Below are 21,842 nucleotides of genomic sequence, written 5' to 3' on the forward strand. Positions count from 1 at the left end.
ACGGCAAACGTGCAGATCGCCTTTTATGCACCGTTAAAGCCGATTGATCATCCGACACCATCGGGGGATCGCCTGATGGCGCGCCTTCTGTGTGACGCGCTTTCGCAAGCCGGACATAAAGTTGATATCGCATCTCGTCTGCGCAGCAGGGTTGGCGATGGCAATATCCTGCGTCAGGCGCAAATTGCCGAACTGGCGTCAAAGCTGACCGCGCGGCTGTTGCGGCAGTATCAGAACGGCAAACGCAAACGCCCCGATATCTGGTTTACCTATCATCTCTATTACAAGGCCCCGGACTGGATTGGCCCGGTGATCGCGAATGTCCTTGGCATTCCCTATGTCGTGGCCGAGGCATCCTTTGCCCCCAAACGCGCAACCGGTCCCTGGGCGCAAAGCCATATAGCCGTTGAACATGCCTTGCGATGTGCCGGTGCGGTGTTTTCACTTAATCATGCGGATATGGAATGTCTTGCGCCAATATGCGGTCAGGATCGGCTGCATTATCTGCCACCCTTTACCCATACCGAAAACTGGCATGCTGCTGATCGCGGCCAAATTGATCCGGATAAACCGGTTCAGTTGGTAACAACCGCCATGATGCGACCGGGCGACAAGCTGAAATCTTACGAATTGCTGGCAAACGCACTCGGCAGGCTCAATGCGCGGAATGTGACGAACTGGCATCTGACGGTGATCGGCGATGGTCCCGCACGCGCGGATGTCGAGACAGCCTTTGAACTCCACGCAATCAAATACGATCAACTTGATTTCGCCGGTCTTTGCGATGCCGATCATACGCGCATTCTTTTGGCGCGATCTGACATGTTTGTATGGCCGGCGATCAACGAGGCCTATGGTATGGCAATACTTGAAGCACAGGCGGCAGCATTACCTGTTCTGGCAGGCGACTGTGGCGGTGTGTCGGGCATTGTAGCGGATGGCAAAACCGGATGGCTGGTGCCGGTTGGGGATGTTGATGCCTTTGCCGACAAACTAGCCGAATGCTTGGCATCGGATCGGTACAGCATATTGCGCGATATCGGGCAGTCGGCCGCGCAAAAAGCCGAACAGATGCACACCGTCACCGCCGCCGCCCAAAAGCTTGATGCTGTCCTGAGTGGCGTGATGGGAAGTCACATGAAACGGAAACAGGGATGAGAAACTTTCGTTTTGCCCTGTTGCGACATGGAATTACTGCGTGGAACACGGAAAAACGTATCCAGGGCCAAAGCGATATATCGTTGCTTCCCGAAACCATTGATGAGTATGGCCGCCTGCAATTACCGGAAAAATGGCGCAAAGTTCCTTGGCGTGTCAGTCCGCTGATCCGGACCATTCAAACAGCCGATAGCCTTTCGATTGAGGGTGTTTCACCTGACGAACATTGGATTGAAATGAACTGGGGGGATTGGGAAGGTAAAAAACTTTCCGACTTGCGCCGCCAACTCGGCCCCAGAATGCAGGAAAATGAAGACCGTGGTTGGGACTTCCGCCCGGAAGGCGGCGAAAGTCCTCGTGAAGTTCTTTCCCGGGTCGAAGCCGCCTTGGCCGGGCATCGTGACGGTGATTTTGGCGTCGTAACCCACAAGGGTGTTATTCGTGCGGTCTATGCTGCGGCAAGTGGCTGGGACATGATGGGAAAAATCCCTGACAGGCTTGATTGGAAAAGCATTCATGTCTTTTCATGGTCTTCCGATGACGGGCTTGGCGTCGTTGATCTTAATTGCCGTCTGCTTGAACGGGGCGGAACAACCTCATGACTGACATCCTGATATATGTTCAGCATTTGCTTGGTATCGGACATGTGCGCCGTATCGCCCTGATCAATGCGGAACTGAAAAATCTCGGCATCAAGACAACCGTTGTCACCGGTGGCATCCCCGATGCCGCACTCGATTTCGGAAGCGATAATGTGATCCAGCTGCCGCCTTGCCGAACCGCCGATAGCGGTTTTTCCGGATTGGTCGACGCGGCGGGAAATCCGGTCAATGAGGCATGGAGGCAGGCGCGAAAACAGGCATTGCTTGATGCGTTCAAATCCGCGGCACCCAAGCTTTTGATGATCGAAATGTTCCCGTTTGGCCGCCGGGCCTTCCGGTTCGAATTACTGCCGCTGCTGGAACGGGCTGGGCAGGCGGGGATTCCCCGTATCTGTTCCGTTCGTGACCTTCTGGTTCGCAAATCTGACCCGTCAAAAGAAGTCTGGATGCGCGATATTGCGCGCAGTCATTTTGACCACGTGCTGGTTCACGGTGATCCGATGCTTTTTGGTTTCGGGCGTAGCTTTCCGTTTGCCAGCGATATTGCTGATATGATCGAATATACTGGTTATGTTGCGCCCAAAGCTGAGTTCGTGGGCGGCGAACGACAAGGTGTTCTTGTTTCTGCTGGCGGTGGTGCGGTCGGGGCTGCGCTGATTGAAGCTGCAATTACTGCGCGTCCGCTTTCAAGCCGGTTTGCCGATCAGCCATGGGATATTGTCACGGGGCCGCATTTCCCGACCAACACATTCCATCGCCTTGCGCAAAACCTGCCGACCGGGGTCACGTTGCATCGCTTTTTGCCTGATTTCCGCGCACGGATGGCACATGCCTGTGTTTCCGTCTCGCAGGCAGGTTATAATACCTTGATGGATGTTCTGGCGACGGGGACCGCGTCGGTAATGGTTCCATTCGCCGATGGCGGTGAAAGCGAACAAAGTGAGCGCGCTGCTATTTTAGCAGGAAAGAAAGTACTGTCGTTGCTTGATCCCGATGATTTAAGTCCACAATCCTTGGCAAATCAAATAGATCGGGCGAAAAATCCTGTTAAATTAGATATATCTCTGGACGGGGCAGGGATAACTGCGGCTAAACTCGCAGAAAGAATAAGAGGGAAGGCATGAGTAGCTGGGATCAACTTCGCGCAGAGCTGGATCTGTGGCAGTCCGAAGAATGGATTGCCACGATGTGGTGGCGCGACGATGACGCAGTTGCCGTTACATCGGCACTTGAAACGTTGCTTGCCTTCGAACAGGATTATCGCGTTCCCTTGGCCCTTGCGGTGATTCCGGCTGATCTTGAACATGATCTGGTGCTGCGTCTGGCAGAAACACTTGATACCCGTGTTTTCCAGCATGGCTGGTCCCATACCAATCATATGCCTGCTGGCCGAAAAAAGCAGGAACTCGACGATGTTCGCGATATTGGTACGGTCGTTGCCGATATCCGCCGCGGCTTTGATATCCTGTCATCCCAGTTTGGCAATCGTTTCCTGCCGGTGATGGTGCCGCCATGGAACCGCATTGCCGATGACGTCATGCGGGCTTTGCCATCGCTTGGCCTGCGCGGCATCAGCACGTTTAATGCGAGACCGGATGCATATCCCGTTTCCGGCCTTCTGATGGTCAATACCCATGTTGATGTTATTGACTGGCGCGGTACCCGTGGGTTTGCGGGCGAAGACCAATGCATTACGGCGATGATTGCGCATTTGTCGGCCCGCCGAACCGGGCTGGTTGACGCCGCCGAGCCCACAGGGCTTCTGACGCATCATCTGGTTCATGACGACGCCACAACACGATTTCTTGAAAACCTGTTTTCGTTTGAGCACGCAGCGCTCAAATGGTTGCGAATTCCCGGAGTTTTCCCATGGCAATAAGCCCTATCGAAGAAACCGGCGGTGTCGAAACAGTCGATCCGGTCAAGCCTGCCGGTGTGCGTGATCGTGATGTTCAGATCATGGGATATCCGCCGCGGCTTATGGCACCTGATATGGCGAAATCGGTTGCCGGATTGCTGATTTGCGGTGTCATTGCCCTGATTCCCGAAATGCTGCCGATTATTCAGTGGACGGCAGCCGGGCTGGCGCTTTTGTTCATTCTTTATTTTGCCCGCACATTAATGCGGTTTCAGTCAAAGATTTATGTTTCGGAATATGGTATCCGGATCAGCAACTTGCGCGGCGGAACCGCATTTGCGTGGTCGGAACTTTCCAAATTCCGTTTGCGTTATTTCTCTACCCGTCGCGATGGCAGGAAAGGCTGGTTTGAACTGACCCTCCAGGCCGGGGATGCGAAAATCGTCACAGAATCAACATTGGACGGTTTTGATGATCTGCTTGAAATTGCGCGGGATTGGGCCAAAGATAACCAGTTACTGGTCGACGATATAACAAGAACCAATCTGATGCGTATGGACGAGGCCGAAACAATGGTCCAGGCAGCCGCATCAAGTCGGGCAGGCGGCATTGGCGAGGGAAGATGACCGATATTCTGCGTATCCGCGATTTGAAAGTCGAATTCGTTTTGCCGCATATGCGGGTCAAGGCGGTCGAAAATGTCAGTTTTCGCATTGGTGCGCAGGAAACCGTCGCCCTTGTCGGAGAATCCGGTTCTGGCAAAACCACCATTTCACAGGCGATCATGGGGTTGTTGCCCAAATCGGCACAGATCACCAACGGATCAATTGTTTTTGCCGATCCGAAAAAGCCGGGAACCCGCGTTGATATCGCGATGCTGGATCGCTCGGGTGCTGAAATGCGTTCCATTCGCGGTGGCCGTATTTCCATGATTTTTCAGGAGCCGATGAGCTCCCTATCACCTCTTCATACCATCGGTGATCAGATTTGCGAGGCCGTGCGCCTCCATCGCAAGGTCGGCTCCAGCGAGGCCAAAGAGCTTGCCAGTGACATGCTGGGACTTGTCGGTTTTCCCAATCCAAAAAGATCCTTAAAGACATATCCGTTCGAGCTTTCAGGTGGTTTGCGCCAACGTGCGATGATTGCCATGGCAATGGTTTGCCGGCCGGCACTGCTGGTTGCGGACGAACCGACAACGGCACTTGATGTGACGATACAGGCCCAGACACTTCGTTTGATCAAGGATATGCAGGCCGAATTGCAAATGTCCGTACTGCTGATCACCCATGATCTTGGGGTGGTGGCCAACATGGCGGACCGCATGGTCGTGGTTTATGATGGCCGTGTTGTCGAAAGCGGTCTGACCCATGATGTGTTCGTCAATCCCGGTCACCTCTATACACAGTCGTTGCTGGCTGCGGTTCCGCATTTCGATATGGGACCTGACGAACGTTTGCGTCCCCTGCGTGAAATCAAGCCGAAGGTCGATAGTCTGCTGACTTTTTGCGGCGACAAAGACACATCTGAGCAAGGCGGGGATGTTCCACCGTCGCTGGCATTGCATCCGACAATGGCAAGCGAGCCGGTTCTGGCTGTGCGCCACCTTTACAAAAGTTTTGCGGTGCGCAAAGGCAACTGGCTAAAGACCGAGGAACAAGAAATTGCCGCTGTGGCGGATGTGTCTCTGACGGTTAATCGCGGCGAATGTGTCGGTCTGGTTGGCGAAAGTGGATGTGGCAAAACCACGCTTTCCAAACTGATCATGCGGGCGATGGCACCCGATAGCGGATCGATCCTGTTCCGGGGGGAAAGTGGTCAGATGACCGAATTGACCGGCTTGAACGAAGATCAGCTCAACCCGTATCGCAAACGTATCCAGTTCGTTTTCCAGGACCCGTTCGGGTCCCTTAATCCACGGATGACCGTGCAGGACATAATTACCGAACCGTTGATTATTCATGGTATCGGTGATGCATCCTACCGTAAGAAAATGGTGCTGGAACTGATGGAACTGGTCGGGCTTGATCCCCGGTTCCTGAACCGGTATCCGCACAGCTTTTCGGGCGGCCAGCGCCAGCGTATCGGCATTGCACGCGCGCTGACGCTTAAACCCGACCTTCTGATTTTTGATGAACCGACATCGGCACTTGATGTATCGGTTCAGGCGCAAATTTTAAACCTTCTCAAAGATTTGCAGCGTGAACTTAAACTGACATACCTGTTTATTTCGCACAATCTGGCGGTGGTTGACTATATTGCGGACCGGATTGCTGTGATGTGTGCGGGGCGTATTGTTGAATCCGCACCACGCGAACAATTGTTCAGAAATCCGGTCCATCCCTATACCCAGGCATTGCTTAACGCCGTACCCTTTGCCGATCTGGATCATCTTCTGGATTTCACCAAGATTGTCGACGGCAAGGCTTCCGACCCGCGCCGCTGGCCTGCACCCTTTACCATTGATGCCCAATCTGATCCGCGGATGGTGCAGTTTGCCGAGGATCACTTTGTTCGTGCCGCACGTGCCGATTATCAGGAGATGGCCATATGAAGCAGACTATCGTTCCTGCGTTTTCTGCGGGTTGGTTTAACAAATCGCGCATGGCGTTCGTATGTGTGGGGTTCTCGGCGGCGATGTTTGCGGGGATGATATCGGCGGTCGACCCGGCAAAGGCTGAAATTCCGTATTTCGAGGATGCCGTATCAAAGGGGGAACTTCCCCCGATGGCGGCACGTCTGCCTGAACATCCCAAGGTCATCGACTTCACTGCCGAGAATAAGGAAATCGGCAAATATGGCGGTGATCTGGTGACCATCATGGGCCGTTCGCGCGATATTCGCATGGCGGTGGTTTATGGCTATGCCCGGCTGATCGGATATGACGAAAACCTGAACCTGCAACCCGATATTCTCGAAAGCCTTGATGTCAACGATACCGGTAATGTATTCACCCTGCATCTTCGCAAAGGCCATAAATGGTCCGATGGTGAACCCTTTACCGCCGAGGATTTCCGCTATTTCTGGGAAGACGTCGTCAATAACGATGAACTGTTTCCGGTCGGTCCGCCGCGTTTCCTGTTTGTTGGCGATGAACCGGCAACATTCGAGATTCTCGACGAATATACCGTTCGTTACAGTTGGTCCAAACCCAACCCGTTTTTCGTAACGGAACTGGCAGCAACCCGGCCGCCCTTCATTTATCGGCCTGCACATTATCTGAAACAGTTTCACGCAAAATATCGCGATGCGGCCGAGCTGGATGCGATTGTCAAAGAACGGGGCTTACGCAGTTGGGCGGTGCTTCATACAGATAAGGACCGTCCTTACCGGCTTGAAAATGTCGAACGTCCATCTCTGGAACCATGGCTGATCCGAACCGAAGAACCGTCTGATCGCTTCATCTTTGAACGTAACCCGTACTATCATCGCGTTGATCCGGATGGTAATCAGCTGCCTTATATTGATCGGATGATCTTCAATATCTCGAATGCCAAACTGGTTCCGGCCAAGGTCGGCGCGGGCGAGGTTGATCTGCAAAGCCGGATTCTGTCCTTGCAGGATTACACCTTCCTTAAACAGTCCGAGCCGCAGCAAAACTTCAAGGTGAACCTTTGGGATGTCGGTTACGGTGCCTATGCGGCACTTTATCCGAACCTGACCTGTTCTGATCCGGTCTGGCGGAAATTATTGCGCGATGTGAAATTCCGCCGGGCATTGTCGCTTGCCATCAACCGAACAGAGATCAACCGGGTGATGTTCTTTGGTCTGGCGGCACCGACCAACAATACGGTCCTGCCCAAAAGCCCGCTTTTCAAACAGGAATACCGCGACAGCTATATTGAGTTCGATGTCAAGAAGGCCAATGCGCTGCTTGATGAAATGGGCCTGACCAAGCGCAATGGCGATGGCATTCGTTTGATGCCCGATGGTCGACCGCTTGAAATCATTGTCGAAACCATGGGCGAAAACCCCGAACATGACGACATGCTTGAACTGATCGGGGATAGCTGGAAACAGATCGGTGTAAAGCTGTTCGTCAAGGGATTGCAGCGCGAAGTTCTGCGCAATCGGGCCTATAGCGGCGAAACCATCATGTCGATCTTTAATGGTGTCGATAGCGGCCTTGCAACGCCGGGTACAGTTCCGGCGGAATTCGTTCCGATCCAGCAGGACAGCCTGCAATGGCCGAAATGGGGACAGTATTTCCAGACCAATGGCGAGGCGGGCGAAGCACCGGATATGCCCGCCGCCAAGGAACTCATGGACCTTTATGGTAAATGGGCCAATGGCAATGACGCAGCCCGAAAGGACGCATGGCAGCGTATTCTCGATATCAACGCGGAAAACATGTTCTCGATCGGTCTGATCGGTAATGTGCCGCAGCCGGTCGTGGTTCGCAACGATCTGCGCAACGTGCCGGAAAAGGGCATACATAGCTGGGAACCAGGTGCATTCTTTGGCATTTACCGTCCCGATACATTCTGGTGGGACCGTTGATCGCAATGATCTGAAAACGAACGCATCATTCCGGACAGGGAAACCGGAGCCGATGCGACAGGGGGAGCTTAACCGCCGATGCTGACTTTCTTGGCAAGACGGCTTTTTGTCATGATGCCCACGCTGTTTTTCATCAGCGTGCTGGTGTTTATTATCATTCAATTGCCGCCGGGCGACTTCCTGTCCACCTATCTGAATGAATTGCAGGCGCAGGGCGAGGCGGTCGATCCTGCCAAAATTGCTTTCCTCAAACAGCAATACGGTCTTGATCAACCGCTCTGGCAGCAATATTTCGATTGGGCGTGGGGTCTGTTGCACGGCGATCTTGGTTTCTCGTTCGAATATAACCTGCCGGTTACCGAGGTGGTCGGGGATCGTCTATGGTTATCGGTCGTTCTGAATTTCAGCACGGTTCTGTTCATCTATGTCGTCAGCTTCCCAATCGGGATTTATTCTGCAACCCGCCAATATAGCTGGGGCGACTACGGCTTTACCTTGCTCGGTTTCCTCGGCCTTGCCATGCCGAACTTCCTGTTTGCGCTGATCCTGCTTTATTACGCCAATGTTGTGTTTGGGACTTCCATCGGTGGTCTGATGGACCCGGAATTCATCAATCAGGGTTGGTCTTTTGCCAAGATCATGTCGGTTGCCGAACATCTTTGGGCGCCGGTGCTGGTGATCGGGACATCCGGGACCGCGTCGATGATCCGGCGCCTGCGTGCCAATCTTCTTGATGAACTCGGCAAACAATATGTTGTCACGGCCCATGCCAAGGGCCTGTCGCCAACGCGCGTTTTGTTCAAATACCCGCTGCGCATGGCATTGAATCCGTTTATCGCCGATATTGGCAATATCCTGCCTCAGGTCGTATCGGGTTCTGTTCTGGTATCTGTTGTGATGTCGCTGCCAACAACCGGGCCGATGTTGCTTGCCGCCCTGCAAAGTCAGGACATGTATCTGGCCGGGTCGTTCCTGATGTTTCTGGCATTGCTGACGGTGATCGGCATGTTTGTGTCCGATCTGCTTCTTGCATGGCTTGATCCCCGAATTCGTCTGCAAGGAGGGGTATCGCAATGAGCCGCAGCGACGACAAACGTAACGAACATTTCGTTGATACCGCGCCCTTCGATCCCTGGGATCGTGAGGAACTGACACCCGCGCAGGAAAAATACTATCTCGCATCGCAGTGGAAGCTGATCTGGTGGCGGCTTAAACGCCATCGGCTGGCGTATGTTTCGCTGATCATTCTGGCGATCATGTATGCATCCGTTTTCATTGTCGAAATCCTGGCACCCTATGCACAGGAAACCCGGAATTCCGAATACATCCATCATCAACCGCAAGCGATCCACCTGTTCCATGACGGGAAATTCGTCGGGCCGTTTACGTATGGCACCGATTTCTCGATTGACATGGAAACGCTGAAACCGATCTATACGCCAAGCGACAGCCGTGTTGAAAAAATCCGCTTCTTCTGTTCCGGCGATCCCTATGAATTCTGGGGCCTGTTCGAGGCCGATTTTCATGTCATGTGCCCGGCCGAGGACGGAACCCTGTTCTTGTTGGGGACGGATCGTCTGGGCCGCGATATGTTGTCGCGCATGATTTACGGCGCGCGTGTGTCGCTGACCATCGGCTTGGTCGGTATTGCCGTAAGCTTCATTCTGGGCATCCTGATCGGCGGGGCGGCGGGATATTACGGCGGCTGGGTCGATGCAAGCGCGCAGCGCCTGATCGAAGTCATCCGCTCGATGCCGGAAATTCCGTTATGGATGGCACTTTCAGCAGCATTGCCGGTGACCTGGAGCCCGGTTTTGATCTATTTCGGGATCACGATCATTCTGGGCCTGATCGACTGGACGGGACTTGCCCGCGCGGTACGTTCGAAACTTCTGGCACTGCGTGAAGAAGACTATGCCCTTGCCGCCCGTCTGATGGGGGCCAAGCCAAAACGCATCATTGCCCGTCATCTGCTGCCAAACTTTGCCAGTCACCTGATCGCGTCGGTAACCCTCTCGATCCCGAACATGATCCTTGGCGAAACCGCACTCAGTTTCCTTGGTCTTGGCCTCAGGGCACCTGTCACCAGTTGGGGCGTGCTGTTAAACGAGGCCCAGAACATCAACGCCGTTGCTGTCTATCCATGGCTGATGTTGCCGGTGGTGCCGGTGGTGATCGTTGTTCTGGCGTTCAACTTCCTTGGCGATGGCCTGCGCGATGCGGCCGATCCCTACAAGAATTAACTGTGCAGCCCGCCATCTACTGGCGGGCTGTTCTGTTTTAATGCACAATCGGTTTTGATCGCAGTTGCGCCATCGAGGGCACCATCGCAATCACCGAAAGTGCGAGTCCGAAACCACAAACCGCAGGCCAACTGCCCAGTCCCCATGCATAGGTCGCCCCGGCCGAGCCGAATGAACCGCCAAGGAACATACCGGTCATATAAACGGTGTTGATCCGGCCGCGGGCCTCTGGCAGCAGGCCGAAGATCACATGCTGATTGGAAATCATCGCACTTTGCACGCCGAAATCCAGAATGATCACCCCGACGATCAACCCTGCAAGAGCTGTCCAAAGCCCGAATGCCAGCCACGAAATCACGCAAATGATGACACCTGCGGCAATGACGCGCGCAGGACCATATCGGTCTGCCAACCGGCCCGAAAGGGGGGCTGCCAGAACGCCAATCGCGCCCAAAACCCCGAATAGCCCGGCGATGTCGGCACCCAGCTGATAATCGGGTTCCTGAAGATGCAGGGCCAATATGGTCCAGAAGGCCGAAAATGATCCGAACAGGGCGGCTTGCGTCAATGTCGCCCGGCGAAGGGCAGGCAGCTGTTTACACAGGAACAGCACGGATAAAAGCGCCTCTCCATAGCCGATGGAGGTCCGCGCCTTGTCCTTTGGCAACATCATGGCCATCACGATGGCGGCAAGAACGGCCACCGGGGCGGCAAGCCAGAACATCTCGCGCCAGCCAAGATGGGTCGACACAAACCCCGCCAGTGTCCGGCTCAGAAGAATACCGCACAGCAAACCCGCCATGACCGTGCCAATGGTTTTTCCGCGGTTTTCGGGAGGGGTCAGTGCTGTTGCATAGGGAATGATTTGCTGGGCCACCGTCGAACAGGCACCAAGCAATATTGAAGAAATAAACAGAATATAATCCGTTGGTGCCGATCCTTCGATTACAAGAACCAGTGCCAGCAACAGGAACAGGATAACAATCAGTTTGCGTCGGTCAAACAGATCGCCAAGCGGGACGAGTAAAAACAGACCAACTGCATATCCCAACTGCGTTGCGGTCGGGATCAGGGCCGCAGTGCCGCTTTGATTGAACTCGGCCATAATGATGCCAAGCATCGGTTGATTATAATAAATATTGGCAACTGCAAGACCGGCAGCAACCGCCATGACAAAGGCCAGTCCCCGGCCAAGACCCGGAGCATCTGTTCGCGACATCGATTTAATCCTGATTAACCGTGGTTCGGATGGAAAGACGTTTTCCCGGCAGGCTTGCGGGGCTTTTGCCCCGTCATTTCCGTCAATACGGTTTGAATGGATCCTGATCCTGTTTGAACTACTTTTTACGCAACCACAAGCTGGTTTCATGTGCCCCATCAGGCAGATGAATGCCATTGGCGATGGAGTTTGCAATAATGTTATTCAGGCGTGTACTGGCATAGGCACTCGACCACAGGATTTCAAACCCGTTACCTGCCAGCAACGCTGCAACACCCTGCTGTTCATTGTATCCGCGCCATTGCCAGATTTCCGGATAATCATCGGGCAGGGTGATGTCATGGATATGAATGATCGCCCCACTGGGCAATGCCGGTATGACCGTTGAAAACAGCAGATCAACATCCGTGCCGGGCATCAGGATATGGCTTGAATCTATCGAAAGAATATCCGCACCCGACAATGTCTTGAACACAGCCGGATCGGCCTTTTGCACGATGGTTCGTTCGACCGTAATCGGCAAGGCGGCAATATCGGCGCGTGGTACCGGATCAATTGCGTGAAAGATGGTGTCGAGTTCACCATCAAGAATGGCGCGATAGTAAAACCGTGTTGAATGGCCCGATCCAATTTCAATAATCCGTTCCGGGCGAAATTCACGCGTCAGGACATAGGCCATCATCCCGTCTAGTCGCGGGAACCAGCTTTGTTGCCAACGTGGATCGGGTGGGGTGGCATTGCCGAAACTGGCAAATGCGTCCTGATATTTGTTGGCCTTGGTCAGCCACGCCTTCATGGTCGGTGCCGCGTGATCCATCATGGCCTCGATTGCCGGATAATGCGGTCGGCCAACGGTACTGGCCGTTTCGGCGGCATAGCGATACGGAATGAAATAACCGGCTGGCGACGCCGTCAAAAGCGTCCTAAGCCCCAGTTTCAAACGGCGCCATTTCCGTGAAAGCGGAAGATTGCTCATCAGATTTCCCCCAGGCATGTCCCGGTCATTCACAAAACGTGTTGTCTTCGCCGCGCCAACGCTTGATTAGCCAAAGCGCAAAGAAGAACGCAACAATCGAAAGTCCGCTCATGGCGTAATAGGCATGCGACCCGAAATGATCATAAAGCGGACCGGACGCCCAGATCGCACTGCCAAGGAAAACACCCATGGATAATGTCGCCATCAGGCTTTGAGCCGATGTTGCCAGCTGGGTCGGTACCGCGCGTGCAATAAAGCTGACAGCCGCCAGATGGGTAATGCCAAATGTCATGGCGTGCAAGGGTTGCACCAGAACAATCAGCCAGAAATTATCGGTCATGCCCAGAACAGTCCAGCGCAGCACGCCTGACGCCGCGCCGATGGCAAACAGGATGCCTGGATGCCGCCCGCGAACATATTTCCCGGCAAAGGCAAACAGGGCGATTTCGGCAATCACCCCGATGGACCAGAACGCCCCGATCACATCATGGGGATAGCCGACATTTTCCCAATGGACAGACGCAAAGCTATAATAGGTGCCGTGCGACCCTTGCGCAAAACCGATGCAGCCGAGATAAATCAGGAAAACGGGTTTGCGCAGCAGATAAATGATCGACGAACCGGACCGCAACGGACGGTCGGTTTGTGGATCGGGCATGCGAGTGACGATGGCAAAATTTACAATCCCGGCAATAAACAGCATCCAGACAATCCAGGCCGTAGATGTGCCATCAAGAACCCATCCCGCGCCATAGGATGCCGCGATAAAGGCAAGCGATCCCCAAAGCCGAACCCGGCCGTAGTCAAGTTCCTTGGCCTTGCATTCATGAACCGTAATCGTTGTGCCCAGTGGCAATAACGGTGCAAAGCTAAAGCCGATGATCACGGATAATCCGGCCAGCCACCAGAAATTGCTCGATACCGGAAAGGCAAGAACCGTAACGACATAAATCCCCGCTAGCCACAACATCGGTGTCTTACGATTGCCGGTGCGATCTGCGCGCTGCGCAATCAATGGGTCGGCAAAAACCCGAACCCAGTTGGGCAGGGACAGCAAAATACCGATCTCGCCCGCCGATAATCCCTGACTTTTCAACCAGACCGGCCAATAGGGCAGAAACACACCCTGAATAAGGAAAAGCCCCACGAAAAACAGCGCAAGCACGGTTGCGGTTTTCATACGCGGGTCGTCAAATGACGGAAGGACGTGCTTGTTGATCATGCCGTGATTTTCCGCCGTTTAAGACCACGCACGATGAACCGTGCGGGATGGATCGCATCCATCAGGGACTTTTCGAGCGGCAGGGGCATATTGCAAATCTCGCTGGCAATTATTTCGGCGGCAAGAGGGGCTGCGATCAGCCCACGCGCGCCAAATCCGGTACAGATATACACGTCTTTGTGGTAAGGCGCATCGATATATCGCGCCGCCTTTTTCCCTTTGTCTATATCGTGATAGGCCGAAAGATAGGCATCGTAATCCGGTGCTGGACCGATCATTGGCAGGTGATCCGGGGTTGTGGTCCGCAATGCCGCCCGACCGTCAAGTTTTATCGCTTCCAGCCTATCGGCAAGCTCGGGCATGACGCGGCTCAACTGTCGGCGGTTATGGGCATGGTCAGTTTCGCGCAGGTCTGTCTGATCATCATTGCGATCAAATGTCGCACCAAAAACATGGATACCCGCACGCGCCGGGGTCAGGTAGCCTTTATGACTGAGCACGCAGCGAATTTTGTCGTCGCCATAGCATTCGCGCAATGCGCTGTCGTCAAAGTAACTGATTTGTCCGCGTACCGGGCGCAGATAGTCTGAAAGCCATGCGGTTTGATCAAGCCCCGTTGTTTCGGTCGCACCGGCAATGATCACAGCGTCAAAGGGGCCAAATTCCTGCCCCCCAACCGAATGCAGGACCTTGTCCGTACCATCTTCGGAAATTGCAGCAATCGGTGTGTTGATGTGGCACTCGATCCCGCTGGCAAGACAGGTCACCAGCGATGGTGGATTGACCCAGCCAGCACCAGGATAAAACAAGCCGCCATGGGGCAGCGGCAACCCAAAGGCGCTACTCGCAGCTTCACGGTCCAGAACATGAACCAGATCGGGGCTGTCCGGCAGGCGCTGCATCATGCCTGCCTGACGCTCTTCGTCGCGCTGGCTGGAAATCAGATCCAATACGCCGCAAAAATCGGCTTCGATCTTCCCTGCTTTGGACAGGCTCCGCACCAGTCTTTGGCTGTATCGAAAGCCCGCTTCGTAAAATCGTCCTGTTATGGCGTTATCAGCTGTGAAATAGGGTTCAAGCATCCCGATGGGATTGCCTGATGCCGCATTTGCCAGGCGTTCGGATTTTTCAAAAAGTGTAACCGTACATCTGCGATTTTGAAGCGCCCGTGCACAGGCGGCCCCGGCCATGCCGCCGCCAATGATCGCGACACGTTTGTTATCCGTCACCTTTGGCAATACAAACCAAGGGTTTTCGTCCATTCCTTTGCCGCGATCTGCGTTTTCATCGGTCCCTTTCGGGGCAAGGCGGGCCGTGATCATATCGCGCTTATAGGCATATCCCTTGCGCTTGGCGACTTCAAACCCGGCCTGTTCCAGCCCATCACGCACGATGCGTGCTGCACTGAATGTCGCAAGGGTGGCACCATCACGGCTTGATGCCGCGGCAAGGGCGGTGAACAATTCCGGTCGCCACATATCGGGATTGCGCGACGGGGCAAAACCGTCAAGGAACCAGCAATCGACCATTCCGTGATAATCGCGATAACAGTCAATCGCATCCCCGATCAGGAGTGTCAGCGTGACCGAACCATCGCCCAGATCAAACCGGTGCACACCGGGCAACATCGTTCCGGTTGGCCATTGTGTGACCAGTTGGTCTGAAATTTCGGCCAATTCCAGCCAGTTCTGATGCGCGCGCGCCATCGCATCACGCGTCAGCGGGAATTTCTCGACCGATACGAAATGAAGCCGTTTGGACCGCGCCGGGTCCTTTTGCCAGCAATCCCACGCGGCAAGGAAATTTAATCCTGTGCCAAAGCCGGTTTCACCAATCGTGAAATTCTCGCGGTTTTGCCATGCCTCGGGCAGGTTATTGCCCGCAACAAACACATATTGCGTTTCGGCCAATCCGTTTTTTGGATTGTAATAGATATCACCAAATTGCGGGGAAAAGGGGACGTTGCCTTCCCGCCATGTAATGCCGCCGGTTTGTCTCGCGGCTTCGGGCGATTGTTCATCTGCGCTCATGCAGACAATACCTCGGCATCTTCTTTGGAAACCAGTGCCAGTGCCTCTCGCACCGTATCAACACCCGCGCCCTTGCGATGGGCATTTTCGCTTAAATACCGGCGCCATTGTTTGGCTCCGCGCATCTGCTGAAACAGGCCAAGCATATGCCGCGTCACGTGGCCAAGCGTCCCGTTGTTCGATTTCAGATGTTCGTCGATATAGGGCAACATCGCCTCTGCCACCTGATGACGGCTTAAGGGCTTTGTATCATCGCCATAAAAACGCCGATCCACATCCGAAAGCACATAGGGGTTCTGATAGGCTTCCCGCCCGATCATCACGCCGTCCACCTGTTTCAGATGTTCTTCGGTTTCATCCAGTGTCTTGATGCCGCCATTGATCAGGATTTCAAGTTCCGGCAATTCCTGTTTCAACTGGTAAACCAGTTCATATTTAAGCGGCGGGACTTCGCGGTTTTCCTTGGGACTAAGCCCGTTCAGCCATGCCTTGCGGGCATGCACGATGAAAGTTCTGCACCCGGCATCCGCCACGGTTTCCACAAACCGTTTAAGCGATGGGTAATCTTCCTGATCGTCGATACCGATACGGTTTTTAACCGTCACCGACGCGTTACTGGTCGCGATCATCGCCTTGACGCAATTTGCCACGACATCGGGGGTCGCCATCAGACAGGCACCAAACGCACCATTCTGCACGCGATCCGACGGGCAGCCGCAATTCAGGTTTATCTCGTCATAGGCATAATCATTGGCAATCTCGCAGGCACGCGCCAGATCATCGGGGTTGCTGCCGCCCAGTTGCAGGGCAACGGGATGCTCTGCCGTGTTATAGCGCAAATGCCGGTCCGCCCCACCATGGATGATCGCACCCGTGGTAACCATTTCGGTATAAAGCAGCGCATGCCGACTGATCTGCCGCAAGAAATAGCGATCATGCCGATCTGTCCAATCCATCATCGGGGCGACGGAAATACGCCGATTGACAGTCATACCGAGTTGTTCCTGAACCTGAGCACGTGAATGGGGTTGCCGATTTCCGGGCGCGGTCTTTATATATGTTCCGGGATTTAGGGTCAAAACCCATTCGGCGATGCATGGCTGCATCGCACATTGCGCGACATACAGGAAGCATTCATGATTACGGTCTATGGCATCAAAAACTGCGATACAGTCAAAAAATCCCTTAAATGGTTCGACGCCAAGGGGATTGATCACAAGTTTCATGATTTCCGCATTGACGGAATTGATGCCAAAACCATTGAAGGGTGGCTTGCCGAAGTCGGCGGCAAAACCCTGATCAATAAACGCGGGCCAAGCTATCGTAATCTTTCCGATGGCGACAAGGCCGTGCTTGAAAATGACGATGCGGCGGCCGCCGTCATCCTTGCGGCCAATCCGACCGTGATCAAACGGCCGGTTGTCGATTTCGGCACAACCCGCACGGTAGCCTATGATGAAGGACGCTGGTCCGAACTGGCTGGGGCATGAGTGACAGGATGATGGACGCGATTGTGACTAAACCTGTCGTGCGTGGCGTGATCTTTGATTGTGATGGTGTTCTGGTTGATACCGAAAACCTGGCAAACAGGGTTCTGACCGATCTGCTGTGCGAATATGGCTGTGACATGACCCCGGCGCAAAGCCACCAATTCTTTATAGGTGGCACGCTGGCGGCTGTTGCACCCAAAATGGCCGAATCTTTTGGTGTGACCTTGCCTGACGACTGGATTAAGGAATGTTATGCCAGAACCTTCAAATCATTTGAAAAAGATTTGAAGCCATATCCAGACCTTGATCCTGTTCTCGACCTTCTGGATGCGAAGGGGATCCCGATGGCAATCGGTAGCAACGGCCCGCATGACAAAATGGATGTATCGCTTGGCAAGGTCGGGTTGCTGGATCGTTTTCGTGGTCGGATATGCTCCGCCCACGATGTGCAACATGCAAAACCGGCCCCCGATGTTTATTTGCTGGCTGCTGAAAAAATCGGTATCGACATCACCGAATGCGTGGTTATTGACGACAGCATCAGCGGCGTGCGCGCCGGTGTTGCATCGGGGGCCACGACAATCGGTCTGGTCGATCTGACATCGGCGGATGCTCTGAGCGGGGCAGGGGCGCATTATGTCGCAGAAAATCATCTGGCATTACGTGACTTTCTGGCTGATTGGCTTGCTTGACAAAAAAGGCGGCATCGCAATCGATGCCGCCCGTCCTCAAATCATCGAAATCTATATTTACCCGCCGATAACAATGCCTTCGCGTCGTGGATCTGCCCCGCCAATCAGACCCTGATCGGTAATCCGGATGATGTGCAAACCGGAATTAAGATCGCGGATCTGGGTTTTGAAACCGCGTTGCTGAAGGTATGGCTCAAGAGCCTCGGCCTCTGTTCCGGCCTCGATATCAAAGGTTCCGAACCGGTTGATCAGATGGGGCATGTTGATGGCCTGCTGCGGGTCCAAGCCCCAGTCAATCATCCCGACTAGCGCCTGTGCGACATACCCGATAATCCGCGATCCGCCCGGTGACCCGGCGGCGATAACCGGTTTGCCTTCCTGCATGACGATTGTCGGCGCCATGGAAGAACGCGGGCGTTTGCCCGGTTCCAGCCGATTGGCAATCGGCACACCGTTGCTGTGTGTCTTGAACGAAAAATCGGTCAGTTCATTGTTCAACATAAAGCCGCGCACCATCAGGCGCGACCCAAAGCCGTTTTCAATGGTGGTGGTCATCGACACAACGTTACCCATGGCATCGACAATTGAAAAATGGCTGGTGCTGGGGAATTCAATTGCTTCATCATCGGCAAGCCGCATGGCGTGGCTGAACGCGGGCATGCCCGGTTCCACACTTTCCAGCGCGTGGTCGCTTTCCAGAAGCTTCGATCTTTGCGCCAGATAGTCCTTGTCCAGTAATCCGGTTAAAGGCATCGGCACAAAATCGATATCAGCCATATATCGCCCGCGATCAGCAAAGGCCAAACGTGATGCATCACCAATCAATCGCCAGCTTTCCGGTGATTTGGGGCCAAAATCACCAATATCAAACGGTTCGATTAGCCCAAGTATCTGTCCGACCGTCAGGGCACCGGATGATGGCGGGCCCATTCCACATATTTCATATCCGCGATAATCGGCGCAAACCGGATCACGTTCCTTGACAGTATAATTGGCAAGGTCTTTCAGGGACAGAACACCGGGGTTCCAGCTTGCCCCCTGAATCTTGTTAACGATGTCATTGGCAATCGGCCCAAAATAGAACCCGTCAGTACTGTTTTGTGCCAACACATTAAGGGTATTGGCATATTCCGGGTTTTTCAGAAGCGCACCTTCTTCAAGCGGCGCGCCATTGCTGTCAAAGAAATAGCCCTTTGCGGTGTCATCGCGCGAGAGCTTTTCGGCATCCTCGGCGATCAGTCCGGCAAGGCGAGGGGAGACATTAAAACCGATTTCGGCGCGCTCTATGGCAGGGGCCAGCAATGTGGGCCATTCCAGTTGACCCCATTTTTCGTGGGCTACTTTCAGTAATGCTGGTGTTCCCGGTGTCCCGACGGACCGACCGCCGACAACCGCATCATAAAATTCCATTGGTTCGCCTGTTTCGGTCTGAAACAGGGTCGGTGTGGCGGCCATCGGCGCCGTTTCGCGGCCATCCATGGTTGTCAGCTTACCGCTGCGCGCATCAAAATAAACCAGAAAGGCACCGCCGCCCAGTCCCGACGACTGTGGCTCAACTAGTCCAAGCATCGTCTGAACGGCGACCATGGCATCAATGGCATTGCCGCCGCGACGAAGCACATTTGCACCGGCTTCAACCGCCAGCGGGTTGGCCGCCGTAACCATCCAGTTCGGGGCGCGAACAGCGTCGCGATGTGAAACCGGCGATGTCGCACTTTCGGGCGCAATCGTATCCGTGGCCTGTTGTGCATGGACGGGCAGTGTCAGTAATATCGCCGTTGCACTGCTCAGCAGAAAGGACCGCAGACGGAAACCTTTGATCATGTGGGGCATGTCACCAACCTTTTTGTTGTGGTTCTGATGGCCCATGCTTCCAGAAATGGTGGTGATTGAAAAGAAAACAGTTGGGGACGTTCAGAAAAACAAAAGGCAGAATGCGCTAACATCCTGCCTTTAAAACTGAATTCGTTTTTTGTAATCAATCAGGCTGCGGTCTTCTTTGAGGTACTGTCCTGTTTTTCGACCACGTTTTTTTTCAAGCCATTTGGCAATTTGGGATGATGCTTTTTCCCATTTTGCGTCAAGCATCATCGCGTGTGCGATATCATCAAGCAGAATGCAATCCGCGCCCAAACGCTTCGCGGTATGATTGACCAGCTCGCTTTGAATGATCTCATCATTACGTGCCCCGATGGCCAATATCGGCGGCAGATCTGTTTGCGATAGAAACACAGGATTGGCGCCCATCATATCCATCAGGGCGCGGTGGCTTTCCGTTTCAAGGCGACCGAAATAAATCATGCCTTCGTCCTCGGCGATGTCGGGCGACAGCATGGCACGCCCAAGCCTGTCTCGCAGCAGGGTATGCGGTCCTATGGCCTGAAGCCAGAACATCTGAAGATAAAGATCGGGCTTTGCCATCGCCATCATGGTGTTGCTGGCAAGAAGGCCCTCCGGCGGGACGGATGCCATCAGTACCGCAGCGGCGGCCTTATGTTTTTCAAGATATTTCTGGATGATGTAACCACCCATCGAATGCCCGATCAGGATCGGCTTCTGTCCCAGCGTATCGACAACGGTTTCAAGGTCTTCGACATAATCATCAATCGACGCCAGACTGCGAAGGTCGCGTCCACCGCTGCCACCATGGCCGCGCAGTGAAAATGAGATGGTTTCAAACCCCTGATCGGCAAACCAGGTCAGGAAATGCTCGTTCCAGCACCAGGCACCGGTAAACGCACCATGGACGAAAACAATTGGGTTTTTACATTTGGGCTTGTTGCCTGGGTTACGGCGAAAAATTTCCAATTCGGGACTCATGGCAGGCCTCCTGCATGCGAATTGTGTAGGGATCCATATAATCTAACATGAAAATCGACGATTCGCATCCGCAGCATTCGTTTGGATAGAGTATGGTCATACAATTGTATTGAAAATAGCCCCGAAATTGATTGCCGGTGATTGTCAGTGCCGACTGCTTTGCATATGATCCTAAGGGGATAGTCGGTATCGGTCACATTCGCGATGAACCGGTAAAACGATGAAAACGAGAGCATGGAAAAGCTGGGGTAGATGGTAGAATTATCGGTGGTCGGTATTCTTGCGGGGCTTGATCAAGCCGCACTTGCGGATGTCGAACGGCACATCAACCGAAAAACATTTTCGGCCGGTGCGCAGATCATTGAACCGGAATCGGACAGTTCGGATGTCTATCTGATCCTGTCGGGTAAGGTCAGGATCGTGAATTATTCGCTATCGGGGCGTGAAATCACGCTGGAGGAAATCGGGGCCGGCGGCTGTGTCGGCCATCTTTCGGCCATCGATGGCGAACCCCGTTCGGCTTGTGTGCTGGCCGTTACCAATACCGATGTTGCCATTGTCAGTCCGGCCAATTTCGAAAAAGTCGTCAAGAACCACCCATCTGTCGCCTGGAATGTCATTCATGAACTCGCGCGTATCGTGCGGACGTCGACCCGGCGGATTGTTGATGTCAGTACTCTTGGCGCGAACGAACGTGTCGTGGCGGAAATTCTGCGCTGCGCACAGATCGCGATTGCAGGGGACGGATCGGCAACGTTAAACCCGGTGCCGGTTCATTCCGACATTGCCGGGCGTGTCAGCACATCGCGCGAAACTGTTGCGCGCGTTATGGGCAGTCTGGCGCGCAAGGGACTGGTGACCAAAAACGATACTGGTCTTTACGTTCCCGATGTACGACGTCTGGAAGAATTCCTGAGTGAGTCGATCCATTGATTTAATCAGGTCGGTTGCGAAATGATGAAATGTCGACAGAAAGTCGAAATTGTTTCGTCAATTGTGACGGGTGTCACAGAAACCTTTGACCGTACAGGATAG

The 21,842-nt window shown here is 53.9% G+C and carries 19 protein-coding genes; 12 read left to right on the plus strand and 7 right to left on the minus strand.

Annotated features, from left to right (window positions below):
* Positions 1 to 9: 9 nt before the first annotated feature.
* From TH3_RS08885 to TH3_RS08925, 9 genes are all read left to right on the plus strand, one after another.
* Positions 10 to 1,158: a glycosyltransferase family 4 protein gene (locus tag TH3_RS08885; RefSeq protein ID WP_007089938.1), complete on the plus strand. Its 1,149-nt coding sequence runs from the start codon at positions 10 to 12 to the stop codon at positions 1,156 to 1,158.
* Positions 1,155 to 1,760, plus strand: coding sequence for a histidine phosphatase family protein (locus TH3_RS08890; RefSeq protein WP_007089937.1), 606 nt, complete (start codon positions 1,155 to 1,157; stop codon positions 1,758 to 1,760). The genes TH3_RS08885 and TH3_RS08890 overlap by 4 nt, the downstream gene beginning before the upstream one ends.
* Positions 1,757 to 2,884, plus strand: coding sequence for a glycosyltransferase family protein (locus TH3_RS08895; protein ID WP_007089936.1), 1,128 nt, complete (start codon positions 1,757 to 1,759; stop codon positions 2,882 to 2,884). Before TH3_RS08890 ends, TH3_RS08895 begins: the two co-directional genes overlap by 4 nt.
* Positions 2,881 to 3,639, plus strand: a complete 759-nt coding sequence (locus tag TH3_RS08900) for a polysaccharide deacetylase family protein (RefSeq protein WP_007089935.1) — start codon at positions 2,881 to 2,883, stop codon at positions 3,637 to 3,639. The genes TH3_RS08895 and TH3_RS08900 overlap by 4 nt, the downstream gene beginning before the upstream one ends.
* Entirely contained in the window at positions 3,630 to 4,244 is a 615-nt protein-coding gene (locus TH3_RS08905; protein ID WP_007089934.1) for a hypothetical protein, read from the plus strand. The genes TH3_RS08900 and TH3_RS08905 overlap by 10 nt, the downstream gene beginning before the upstream one ends.
* Positions 4,241 to 6,169: an ABC transporter ATP-binding protein gene (locus TH3_RS08910; RefSeq protein WP_007089933.1), complete on the plus strand. Its 1,929-nt coding sequence runs from the start codon at positions 4,241 to 4,243 to the stop codon at positions 6,167 to 6,169. Before TH3_RS08905 ends, TH3_RS08910 begins: the two co-directional genes overlap by 4 nt.
* Positions 6,166 to 8,115, plus strand: coding sequence for an ABC transporter substrate-binding protein (locus TH3_RS08915; protein ID WP_007089932.1), 1,950 nt, complete (start codon positions 6,166 to 6,168; stop codon positions 8,113 to 8,115). Before TH3_RS08910 ends, TH3_RS08915 begins: the two co-directional genes overlap by 4 nt.
* A 78-nt stretch (positions 8,116 to 8,193) precedes the next feature.
* Positions 8,194 to 9,192, plus strand: a complete 999-nt coding sequence (locus TH3_RS08920; RefSeq protein ID WP_007089931.1) for an ABC transporter permease — start codon at positions 8,194 to 8,196, stop codon at positions 9,190 to 9,192.
* Positions 9,189 to 10,358: an ABC transporter permease gene (locus tag TH3_RS08925; protein ID WP_007089930.1), complete on the plus strand. Its 1,170-nt coding sequence runs from the start codon at positions 9,189 to 9,191 to the stop codon at positions 10,356 to 10,358. Before TH3_RS08920 ends, TH3_RS08925 begins: the two co-directional genes overlap by 4 nt.
* Before the next feature lie 37 nt (positions 10,359 to 10,395).
* On the opposite strand, the gene TH3_RS08930 is transcribed toward TH3_RS08925, so the two are convergent.
* The 5 genes from TH3_RS08930 to dusA all read right to left on the minus strand — a co-directional run bounded on the left by TH3_RS08930 (position 10,396) and on the right by dusA (position 16,797).
* The gene (locus tag TH3_RS08930) at positions 10,396 to 11,577 is read right to left on the minus strand and encodes an MFS transporter (protein WP_007089929.1); all 1,182 of its coding nucleotides are present in this window, start codon (positions 11,575 to 11,577) and stop codon (positions 10,396 to 10,398) included.
* A gap of 118 nt (positions 11,578 to 11,695) precedes the next feature.
* Positions 11,696 to 12,553 carry a class I SAM-dependent methyltransferase gene (locus tag TH3_RS08935; RefSeq protein ID WP_007089928.1) on the minus strand — a complete coding sequence of 286 codons (858 nt, stop codon included), beginning with the start codon at positions 12,551 to 12,553 and terminating at the stop codon, positions 11,696 to 11,698.
* A 25-nt stretch (positions 12,554 to 12,578) separates the two neighbouring features.
* On the minus strand, positions 12,579 to 13,775 hold the full coding sequence (locus TH3_RS08940) for a 3-phenylpropionate MFS transporter (protein WP_007089927.1): 1,197 nt from the start codon (positions 13,773 to 13,775) through the stop codon (positions 12,579 to 12,581).
* A complete protein-coding gene (gene mnmC, locus TH3_RS08945) occupies positions 13,772 to 15,805 on the minus strand; it encodes a bifunctional tRNA (5-methylaminomethyl-2-thiouridine)(34)-methyltransferase MnmC2/FAD-dependent 5-carboxymethylaminomethyl-2-thiouridine(34) oxidoreductase MnmC1 (protein WP_007089926.1) in 2,034 nt (677 codons plus the stop codon). The genes TH3_RS08940 and mnmC overlap by 4 nt, the downstream gene beginning before the upstream one ends.
* Positions 15,802 to 16,797 carry a tRNA dihydrouridine(20/20a) synthase DusA gene (dusA, locus tag TH3_RS08950; RefSeq protein WP_007089925.1) on the minus strand — a complete coding sequence of 332 codons (996 nt, stop codon included), beginning with the start codon at positions 16,795 to 16,797 and terminating at the stop codon, positions 15,802 to 15,804. The genes mnmC and dusA overlap by 4 nt, the downstream gene beginning before the upstream one ends.
* Positions 16,798 to 16,941: 144 nt before the next feature.
* Between dusA and TH3_RS08955 the strand changes: the two genes are divergently transcribed.
* Positions 16,942 to 17,295: an ArsC/Spx/MgsR family protein gene (locus tag TH3_RS08955; RefSeq protein WP_007089924.1), complete on the plus strand. Its 354-nt coding sequence runs from the start codon at positions 16,942 to 16,944 to the stop codon at positions 17,293 to 17,295.
* On the plus strand, positions 17,292 to 17,987 hold the full coding sequence (locus TH3_RS08960; protein WP_233421860.1) for an HAD family hydrolase: 696 nt from the start codon (positions 17,292 to 17,294) through the stop codon (positions 17,985 to 17,987). The genes TH3_RS08955 and TH3_RS08960 overlap by 4 nt, the downstream gene beginning before the upstream one ends.
* Before the next feature lie 57 nt (positions 17,988 to 18,044).
* Here the strand turns inward: TH3_RS08960 and ggt are convergent, their stop codons facing one another.
* Both ggt and TH3_RS08970 read right to left on the minus strand, forming a co-directional pair.
* The gene (gene ggt, locus TH3_RS08965; RefSeq protein ID WP_082242532.1) at positions 18,045 to 19,820 is read right to left on the minus strand and encodes a gamma-glutamyltransferase; all 1,776 of its coding nucleotides are present in this window, start codon (positions 19,818 to 19,820) and stop codon (positions 18,045 to 18,047) included.
* A gap of 120 nt (positions 19,821 to 19,940) precedes the next feature.
* Positions 19,941 to 20,807, minus strand: coding sequence for an alpha/beta hydrolase (locus TH3_RS08970; RefSeq protein WP_007089921.1), 867 nt, complete (start codon positions 20,805 to 20,807; stop codon positions 19,941 to 19,943).
* A gap of 252 nt (positions 20,808 to 21,059) precedes the next feature.
* Between TH3_RS08970 and TH3_RS08975 the strand changes: the two genes are divergently transcribed.
* Positions 21,060 to 21,740 (plus strand): Crp/Fnr family transcriptional regulator, encoded by a 681-nt coding sequence (locus TH3_RS08975; RefSeq protein ID WP_007089920.1) that lies wholly within the window; start codon positions 21,060 to 21,062, stop codon positions 21,738 to 21,740.
* The last annotated feature ends 102 nt before the right edge of the window (positions 21,741 to 21,842 follow it).

Origin of the sequence: Thalassospira xiamenensis M-5 = DSM 17429, from assembly GCF_000300235.2 — a bacterium.
In the GTDB taxonomy this organism is placed as follows: Bacteria; Pseudomonadota; Alphaproteobacteria; order Rhodospirillales; family Thalassospiraceae; genus Thalassospira; species Thalassospira xiamenensis.

What these genes read in the sequence shown, in the direction of transcription:
- mnmC (WP_007089926.1), bottom strand. Translation starts at nt 15,805, where the DNA reads ATGAGCGCAGATGAACAATCGCCCGAAGCCGCGAGACAAACCGGCGGC.
- ggt (WP_082242532.1), bottom strand. Translation starts at nt 19,820, where the DNA reads ATGCCCCACATGATCAAAGGTTTCCGTCTGCGGTCCTTTCTGCTGAGC.
- TH3_RS08955 (WP_007089924.1), top strand. Translation starts at nt 16,942, where the DNA reads ATGATTACGGTCTATGGCATCAAAAACTGCGATACAGTCAAAAAATCC.
- TH3_RS08970 (WP_007089921.1), bottom strand. Translation starts at nt 20,807, where the DNA reads ATGAGTCCCGAATTGGAAATTTTTCGCCGTAACCCAGGCAACAAGCCC.
- TH3_RS08915 (WP_007089932.1), top strand. Translation starts at nt 6,166, where the DNA reads ATGAAGCAGACTATCGTTCCTGCGTTTTCTGCGGGTTGGTTTAACAAA.
- TH3_RS08930 (WP_007089929.1), bottom strand. Translation starts at nt 11,577, where the DNA reads ATGTCGCGAACAGATGCTCCGGGTCTTGGCCGGGGACTGGCCTTTGTC.
- TH3_RS08975 (WP_007089920.1), top strand. Translation starts at nt 21,060, where the DNA reads ATGGTAGAATTATCGGTGGTCGGTATTCTTGCGGGGCTTGATCAAGCC.
- TH3_RS08940 (WP_007089927.1), bottom strand. Translation starts at nt 13,775, where the DNA reads ATGATCAACAAGCACGTCCTTCCGTCATTTGACGACCCGCGTATGAAA.
- TH3_RS08900 (WP_007089935.1), top strand. Translation starts at nt 2,881, where the DNA reads ATGAGTAGCTGGGATCAACTTCGCGCAGAGCTGGATCTGTGGCAGTCC.
- TH3_RS08960 (WP_233421860.1), top strand. Translation starts at nt 17,292, where the DNA reads ATGAGTGACAGGATGATGGACGCGATTGTGACTAAACCTGTCGTGCGT.
- TH3_RS08905 (WP_007089934.1), top strand. Translation starts at nt 3,630, where the DNA reads ATGGCAATAAGCCCTATCGAAGAAACCGGCGGTGTCGAAACAGTCGAT.
- TH3_RS08935 (WP_007089928.1), bottom strand. Translation starts at nt 12,553, where the DNA reads ATGAGCAATCTTCCGCTTTCACGGAAATGGCGCCGTTTGAAACTGGGG.
- dusA (WP_007089925.1), bottom strand. Translation starts at nt 16,797, where the DNA reads ATGACTGTCAATCGGCGTATTTCCGTCGCCCCGATGATGGATTGGACA.
- TH3_RS08925 (WP_007089930.1), top strand. Translation starts at nt 9,189, where the DNA reads ATGAGCCGCAGCGACGACAAACGTAACGAACATTTCGTTGATACCGCG.
- TH3_RS08895 (WP_007089936.1), top strand. Translation starts at nt 1,757, where the DNA reads ATGACTGACATCCTGATATATGTTCAGCATTTGCTTGGTATCGGACAT.
- TH3_RS08890 (WP_007089937.1), top strand. Translation starts at nt 1,155, where the DNA reads ATGAGAAACTTTCGTTTTGCCCTGTTGCGACATGGAATTACTGCGTGG.
- TH3_RS08920 (WP_007089931.1), top strand. Translation starts at nt 8,194, where the DNA reads ATGCTGACTTTCTTGGCAAGACGGCTTTTTGTCATGATGCCCACGCTG.
- TH3_RS08910 (WP_007089933.1), top strand. Translation starts at nt 4,241, where the DNA reads ATGACCGATATTCTGCGTATCCGCGATTTGAAAGTCGAATTCGTTTTG.